Here is a 7,601-nt window from a genome sequence, read left to right on the forward strand (position 1 = left end):
CATGCACCACATCCCGTCCCTCCTCGATCGTCTGCGCGGTCGCCTCGTCGTCTCATGTCAGGCGCGAGCCGGCGAGCCCCTGCACGGGCCCCGGCACATGACCGCGATGGCGCTGTCGGCGATCGCCGGCGGCGCGGGCGGCATCCGCTGCGAGGGCCCCGACGACGTCCGCGCCATCCGCAACGCCACCGACCTTCCGCTCATCGGCCTGTGGAAGGCCGGGCACGAGGGCGTCTACATCACCCCGACGCTGGACCACGCGCTGCAGGTGGCGGAGGCCGGGGCCGACCTCGTCGCGATCGACGCGACCGCGCGGCCGCGACCCGACGGCCGCACGCTCGAGGCGACCATCGCAGAGCTCGCGGCGCGGGGGATCGCCGTCATGGCCGACGTGTCGACGCTCGACGAGGGCATCGCCGCAGCGCGGGCGGGCGCCGTCGTCGTCGGCACGACGCTCGCCGGCTACACGCCGCAGACGGCCGACGTGCCCGGCCCGGACGTGGCGCTCGTGGCGGCGCTCGCTCGCGCCGTCGACGTGCCCGTCATCGCCGAAGGGCGCATCCAGACGCCCGATCAGCTCGCCGCCGCCTTCGACGCGGGTGCGTGGACCGTGGTCGTCGGCGGGGCCATCACCCGCCCCGCATCCATCACCGCCGGGTTCGTCGACGCCATCCCGGCCGACGCGGGCCGCACCGGTCGCGAGCGGGGGCGACTCCATGTCTGAACTCCGCGCGAGCGCCGGCGCGCCGGTGTGCCACGTCGTCACGCACGTGCACTGGGACCGCGAGTGGTACCGGCCGTTCGAGTCCTACCGGGCTCGTCTCGTCGAGCTCGTGGAGCAGGTCTGCCGACAGCTGGACTCCGGCTCGCTCGAGGCCTTCCACCTCGATGGCCAGACGATCACGATGCGGGATGTCGCGGACCTCCGCCCCGACCTCGTCGACGAGGTGCGGCGACACGTGCGTGCCGGTCGGCTGACGATCGGCCCGTGGCACGTGCTCGCCGACAACCAGCTCGTCTCGGGTGAGAACCTCGTGCGCAACCTCCTCGCGGCACGCCGTCATGGCGCCGCGGTCGGCGATCTGACCGGCATCGGCTACTCGCCGGACGCCTTCGGACACCCGGCCGACCTGCCGAGAATCCTGAACGGCTTCGGCATCCGTACGGCGCTCGTGTGGCGTGGTGCCCCGCCTGGACTCGCCGAGTTCCGCTGGCGCTCGCCCGACGGTTCCGAGGTCTACGCCGTGTCGCAGCGGTATCACGAGGCGGAGGTGCTCTGGACGCCCGAGGGTCGAGACGATCGTCTCGCGGCCTTCCTCGAGGGCGAGGCGGAGCGGCGACCGGACGGGCCGTGGCTGCTCATGAACGGCGGCGACCACCTGTCGCCGCGCGACACGACCGGGGTGCTCGCCGAGGTCGCCTCGTCGGTGGACGGACGGGTCGAGCTCCCGCAGTCCTCGCTCGAGGCGTTCTTCGACGCCGTCCGCGTCGCACGTCCCGACCCGGAGGTCGTCGAGGGAGAGCTTCGCAGGGTCGGCGACCTGGGCTCCTTCCTCCTGCCCGGCACCGTCTCCGCCCGCGTGCACCTCAAGCAGGAGAACGCCCGCGCAGAGACCCTGCTCGAGCGGATCGTCGAGCCCCTCCTCGCGCTCGAGCAGCTCGCGCCCTCCGCCCCGGCCGCGCCGCCGGCTCCCGACGCCTCGCCGATCGACGGGTCGAGCGTCGGCCACCTCCGCCACGCATGGGAGCTCGTGCTCGAGAACGCGCCGCACGACTCCATCTGCGGGTGCAGCGTCGACAAGGTGCACCGCGAGAACTCGGTCCGAACGGACCGTGTCGAGCAGCTCGCCGACCAGCTCGTCCGCCGAGCGCTGCTGCGACGCGGCTACGACACGCGCGTGCACGGCGCGCCGGCGACGGATGCCACGCGGGTGGTCGTGCTCGCGCCACCCGCCGCGTCCGGGCGCGCCGTCCCGGTCGAGGTGGACGTGGTCGTCGCGCCGGATCGCACGGTCGTCGCCGCCACGGCCCCTGGCGGCACCGAGGTGCCGATCGAGGTCGAGGACCGCGGCGTCCGGCGCTCGTTCGAGGCGGACCTCGACCTGCTTCCCGACTCCGTGCTCGCGCGGATCCAGCGCGTGCGGTTCGTCACGACCGCGGTCGCCCCGGGTGGGTTCGGGGTGTTCGACCTGCGACTTGCCGCGGTCGGCGAGGACGCATCGGTCGACCCGACCGCACCGGTGGACGTCGACGAGCAGGTCGACGTCGGCGAGCAGGTCGACGTCGGCGGCGGGCTCGAGGTGGCGGTCGCCGCCGATGGCTCGTTCTCGGTGACGGATGCTGCAGGCATCCGTCGCAGCGGACTCGCGCGACTCGTCGACGGAGGCGACCGAGGCGACACCTACAACTACGATCCGCCGGCCGAGGACCGGATCGTCACGGCCGTTGCCGGCGAGGCGCGCGTGCGGCGGACGCCGGTGCGGACGGTCCTGTCGTGGACCGCGACGCTCGACCTGCCCCGCAGCCTCGACGCCACCCGAGACGCGCGTGCGGAAGACGTCGTCGCGACCCCCGTGGCCATCGAGCTCGCGCATCGGCACGGCCGCCCCGGACTCGAATGGTCGGCGCGATTCGTCAACGCCTCGCTCGACCACCGGCTGCGCGTCCACTCCCCGGTGCCCGGCGCCCCGTCGACGTGGACGAGCGGACAGCACTTCTCGAACCTCGCCCGTCCGTTCGGGCGCGCGCTCGGGCCACTGCCCGAGGCGCCCAACCGCGAGGCGGAGATCGGCACTCACCCGGCCCACGGCTACGTCGTGGCCGGCGACGGCGACCACGCCATCGCGCTGCTCCTCGACCACGTCTCGGAGGTGCAGGGACTCGAGCCCGGGCCGGACGGCGACGCCGAACTCGCCGTCACGATGCTCCGCAGCGTGGGATGGCTCTCCCGCTTCGACCTGCGCACCCGGACGACGGGAGCCGGGCCGGAACTGCCCACGCCCGAGGCGCAGGAACTCCGGCCCATCTCCGCCCGCCTCGGGTTCCGATTCGGCCCGGACGCGAATGATGCGTTCGCGCTCGCCGACGCGGCTGACGCGCGCCGCGCCGGGGCCGTCGCGTTCCAACTGCGGAACGGCACCGAGACGACGGGGGACCGGACCGGTGTCCCGATCGCGGTGGACGACGCGATCGTGAGCGCGCTGAAGCCCGCTGACGACGGCGAAGGCGTGATCCTCCGCCTCGTCAATCCCACCCGCGTCGCGCGCGAGGCCACCGTCGAACTCTCTGGTCCGATGGTCGTCTCGCCGGTCCGGTTCGACGAATCATCCGACGTCGACGCTGACGCGCCGACCGGTCCGATGATCGACGCGGCATCGGAGGGCGAGAGGACGCTGCGCATCGCACTGGGCCCGTACGCGACGCAGACCTTCCGCTTGGTGAGACATCGATGAGTGGAGGAGTCCGGTTCTCGATCGACGCGGGACAGACCTCGATACGGCTCCGGGTCACCGGAAGCGGAGCTGAGGTGCAGGAGTTCGTGCTCCCGGGCGTCCGCACCGACCACTCGCCCATCCGGCAGGTTGCGGCGGTCCTGACGGCGCATCGGGGGCTGGAGCCCGAGTCGGTCGCCGTCGGCCTCTCCGGATTCGACGGCGCCCCTGATGCCGCCGCGCACCTGCTCACCGCCTCGCCCTCGACGCGCCGAGTGGTGGTGGCACACGACTCGATCACCGGCTACCTCGGAGCGAACGGCCGATCGGAGGGGGTCGTTGCCGCCGTCGGCACGGGCGTCGTCGTCCTCGGTGTGGGCCCTGCCGGCCTCGCCCGTGTCGACGGGTGGGGCGCGCTGCTCGGCGATGCCGGCAGCGCGTACTGGATCGGACGCGCGGGCCTCGATGCGGCGCTGCGATCGGCGGACGGGCGCGGCCCTGCGACAGTGCTCCTCCCGGATGCGGTCGAGACCTTCGGTCCGACGGAGGGGATCTACCTGGACCTGCATGCGGATCCGGACCGGATCGCACGCATCGCCGCGTTCGCACCCGCGGTCACGGCTGCGGCCGAGCTCGGGGACGGCCCGGCGCGCCGGATCGTCGAGCTGGCGGTCGCCGAGCTCGTGACGTCGATCGACGCGGCTCTCGAGCGCTCAGGCGCCGATCGCTCTGCGGCTCGGGTCAGCGCGGTCGGGAGGGTCATGACGTCTGCAGTCGTCCGCGAGGAGCTTCAACGGGCGCTCGAGCGCGCCAACCCGGCCGAGCCCGGCCTCGCTCCGTTGCACCTCGCCGCGCCCCTCGGAGATCCGCTCGACGGTGTCGAACGCCTGCACGAGCTCGCACTCGACCATCCGCTGGCCGTATCCGTCATCAGCGCGAGTCGCGAGGTGTGAGTGTCTCCGGAGCTTGGGTTGATGCGCGCACGCATACTCAACGAATATGCACTCGATCTAACCTGAGGCGTTCCCAGCTGTCTCGGGTGGCACCGCTCGCGCAGCATCCGTCGGACGACGGTGGCTTCCGCCCTCGGCCGCGAAGGAGGCGAGCACGAATCGCACCAGTCGCTTCGCTGCCTTCGAGACGGCCTCGCCGGAGTCGATCGCACGGCGCTCGACCTCGAGGCAGGCCAGGACATAGGGCAGCGCGGTGTCGGCGTCGCTCTGGAACTCGCCGCGGCGGATTCCTCGGGCGATGATCTTATCGATCCGCACCTCGAGCGGCTTGAGGTGCTCCATCATCAGCGACTTCAACTCGGGACTGATGGGCGCTTCGCTTGCCACCGAGATCTGCGGCCGTGTCGAGAACTCGATGAGGATGTCGGACAGGAGGCGGCGAAGTTGCTCGCTCGCCGTGTCCGTCGGCTCGTCCGGAGCGCGATCCACCTGGGCGAGGAACCTGCTCATCTCCCGTTCGCCCCACCGTCGGATGAGGTCATCGCGGTTCGCCACATAACTGTAGATCGAAGACCTGCTGATGCCGGCTGCCCGGGCGGCGGAACCGAGCGAGATGGCGTGGAGGCCATCTGTGGCAGCGATGCCGGCGCATGCATCGAGCAGCCGGCCGAGAATGGTGGCGCGATGCTCAGCGAGGCTCGCTTCGACGATGCGAGGTGTCACGGTGCGGCGACACGCTCCGGCTTACGGCGACGCATCCGAAGCGCGGTTGCGGTCCACGCGCAGAGGACGATGATCGCGAGTGCATTCAGGCCGTGCACCGCCCCGAGCAGTGCGAAGTCGAGCCGTTGCAGCACCGGCTGGAGGAGCAGCAGGCCGAACGCTGCGCCCACGGCGAGGACCACCCCGCGCCGTGGGCGAGCGAGAATCAGCGCGAGGATCATCACCAGCGCGAGGATCTCCGTGGCGTACCCGATGAGGTGATGGGCGGCGAAGCCCTCCTCGACGGGGACGCCCTGCATGAGCGAGAACACGCCGTATGCGGCACTCGCGACCTGACCGGCCGCGCCGGCAGCGACGAGCATCGTGGACACCTCGAGAAGTCGACTGGCGAGGGCTCTCGGAGTCCGCCGGGAGTCGACGAACGTGTGGATCTGGGCTTCTGCGGTGGGAGTCACGCACCCATTTTCTCGACACTGTGTCGAGAAAACAAATCCGCCCGCCGACGCAGTCCGTTGCTTCCGAAGAGGAGACCACCGAGAACGATCAGGCCGATGCCGACGAGAAGGGGGATCATCCCGTCCCATCCGGTCGACGCAAGCGAGGGCGGTGCAGGCGGAGCGGGCGGTACGACCGGCGGCGCCACCGGGTTGACCGTGCACGATTCGTCGCCCGGCTCGCAGGTCGACGGCGGCGTCTGGCCGGCCTCTACGAGGAAGTTGCCGAGCTCATGGTCACCTTGCGCATCGTACGGCTTCACCTGCACGGTGTACCGCACGGTGACCGTCTCGCCTGCGCCGATCGTTCCGGAGATGGTGATCGTCGAGCCCGTCAGCTCGGCCGAGACCTCGGGCGAGGATGACTCGGGACCGTCCACCAGGACAGCGTCGTCGAGCACGCCGGCGAGATCGTCGGTGTAGCCGAGTTCGCCCGTCACGACGCCCGCGTTCTCGAAGACGAGGGTGTAGACGAGCTGCTCGCCCGCCTCGACGGTCGTTCCGCTTTCCGGTGTGACCGACTTGCTCGCCGAGATGTCCGTCGAGCCGTGTACGGTGCACACGTCGGGAAGGTCCCCCACCGACCATGGTCCGACCTGCGGGGTGAACAACGCCCTCACTGCCGCCATGAGCGATCCCATGAACCCTCCGCCGGCCTCGTCGCTTGGGTCGCAGACCTCGACGGCCTCGCCACCAGGCTCCACGACGGCGTTCAGCAGGATATGGTCGCCCTGCTCGTCGAACGCCTTGAGCGTCACGGTGTAGCTCACGGTCACCACGTCGCCGGGTTCGATCGTGCCGGTGATCGAGAACCGGCCGTCCGCGACCTCGGACACGACGACGGAGGGACTCGACGAGGTCGGCGGCGAGGTCAACTCGGCGTCATCCAGCACGCCGGCCAGGTCATCCTCCCGATCGACCGTGGCCGTCCCGGTCCCGATGTTGCCGAACGTCAACGTATAGGTGATCGTGTCGCCGGGACCGACAGGCGTTCCCGATTCGGGGTCGCTCGACTTGGCCGCGGTAGGTTCTCCGATCGGATTCTCGGTGCAGCCGATCACGGCGAGCACGCAGATCTCGGGGCCGTTCCAGCCATTCGGCAGCAACACGTTCTCGAGCATCGAATCGCCACGCTCGTCCGCGCTCGAGACGACCACGGTGTACTCGACCGTCGCTGACGCACCTGCCTCGAGGGTGCCCGTGACCGTGAGCTCGCTTCCGGTCAGGGATGCCGTCAGTGGCGACTCGGCGTCTGGGCCGCTGACGAGGTCGGCGTCGTCGAGGATCCCGGAGAGGTCGTCCACGTAATCGACGTCGGCCGCACCGGTTCCGTCGTTGGTGAAGGTGAGCGTGTAGGTGAGCTCATCGCCGGACGCGACGCTCGTACCGGTTTCCGGGTCGACGGACTTGTCGACCACGATGCGGCTGATCGGGTTCTCCGTGCAGTCCGGATAGTCCGGATCCTCGGGTTCGCAGGCGTCTGGCGGCAGCTCGCCGGCATCCACCAGGTAGTTGCCGAGCACCTGATCGCCCTGAGCCACCGACGGCTTGACCACGACGGTGTAACTCACCGTCACCGACTGCCCCGGCTCCAGCGTGCCGTGGATCGAGAACCGTCCGTCCACGACGGCCGACACCGTCAGGCTCGGATCGGACGAGGTCGGCCCGCTCGTGAGCAGGGCATCATCGAGCACGCCGGTGAGGTCGTCCTCGCGGTTCACCTCGACCGCTCCCTGCCCGGTGTTCGTGAAGGTGAGCGTGTACGTCAGTTCGTCGCCTGGGCCGACCGGGTTCCCGGCAGGCGGATCGACGGTCTTCCAGTCCTCGAGCGCACCGACCGGGTTGGTGGTGCACAGCGGGTCGCTCTCGACGCATTCCTCGGGCGGGGTGGTGCCGGTCTCGAACAGTACGTTGCCGAGCACCTCGTCGCCGCGTTCACCGTCCGGGTTCACGACCACGGTGTAGGTCACCGTGTACGTGCCCGGCGGCAGGGTGCCGGT

5 protein-coding genes and 1 pseudogene are annotated in these 7,601 nt (G+C 70.7%); 3 read left to right on the plus strand and 3 right to left on the minus strand.

Translation table 11 applies throughout. The features are described 5' to 3' along the window. Position 1: 1 nt before the first annotated feature. Genes ACQ393_RS17130 through ACQ393_RS17140 form a run of 3 tightly spaced genes read left to right on the plus strand, consistent with a single transcriptional unit; the run spans position 2 to position 4,384 of the window. On the plus strand, positions 2-724 hold the full coding sequence (locus ACQ393_RS17130) for an N-acetylmannosamine-6-phosphate 2-epimerase (protein WP_430648072.1): 723 nt from the start codon (positions 2-4) through the stop codon (positions 722-724). Beyond that, positions 717-3,452 carry a glycosyl hydrolase-related protein gene (locus ACQ393_RS17135; protein ID WP_430648073.1) on the plus strand — a complete coding sequence of 912 codons (2,736 nt, stop codon included), beginning with the start codon at positions 717-719 and terminating at the stop codon, positions 3,450-3,452. The genes ACQ393_RS17130 and ACQ393_RS17135 overlap by 8 nt, the downstream gene beginning before the upstream one ends. Continuing rightward, positions 3,449-4,384 (plus strand): BadF/BadG/BcrA/BcrD ATPase family protein, encoded by a 936-nt coding sequence (locus tag ACQ393_RS17140; protein ID WP_430648074.1) that lies wholly within the window; start codon positions 3,449-3,451, stop codon positions 4,382-4,384. The genes ACQ393_RS17135 and ACQ393_RS17140 overlap by 4 nt, the downstream gene beginning before the upstream one ends. Before the next feature lie 57 nt (positions 4,385-4,441). Here ACQ393_RS17140 and ACQ393_RS17145 read toward each other — a convergent pair whose 3' ends face one another. The 3 genes and pseudogenes from ACQ393_RS17145 to ACQ393_RS17155 all read right to left on the minus strand — a co-directional run. Then, entirely contained in the window at positions 4,442-5,107 is a 666-nt protein-coding gene (locus ACQ393_RS17145; RefSeq protein ID WP_430648075.1) for a TetR/AcrR family transcriptional regulator, read from the minus strand. Then, positions 5,104-5,478 carry a hypothetical protein gene (locus tag ACQ393_RS17150; RefSeq protein ID WP_430648076.1) on the minus strand — a complete coding sequence of 125 codons (375 nt, stop codon included), beginning with the start codon at positions 5,476-5,478 and terminating at the stop codon, positions 5,104-5,106. Before ACQ393_RS17150 ends, ACQ393_RS17145 begins: the two co-directional genes overlap by 4 nt. Positions 5,479-5,558: 80 nt before the next feature. Then, positions 5,559-7,601, minus strand: a pseudogene (locus ACQ393_RS17155) (hypothetical protein); the annotation flags it as partial.

The sequence above is a fragment of the Agromyces sp. GXS1127 genome, assembly GCF_050565425.1.
Lineage (GTDB): Bacteria > Actinomycetota > Actinomycetes > Actinomycetales > Microbacteriaceae > Agromyces.

Coding starts and splice junctions, on each gene's coding strand:
- ACQ393_RS17140 (WP_430648074.1), top strand. CDS start 3,449: ATGAGTGGAGGAGTCCGGTTCTCGATCGACGCGGGACAGACCTCGATA.
- ACQ393_RS17135 (WP_430648073.1), top strand. CDS start 717: ATGTCTGAACTCCGCGCGAGCGCCGGCGCGCCGGTGTGCCACGTCGTC.
- ACQ393_RS17130 (WP_430648072.1), top strand. CDS start 2: ATGCACCACATCCCGTCCCTCCTCGATCGTCTGCGCGGTCGCCTCGTC.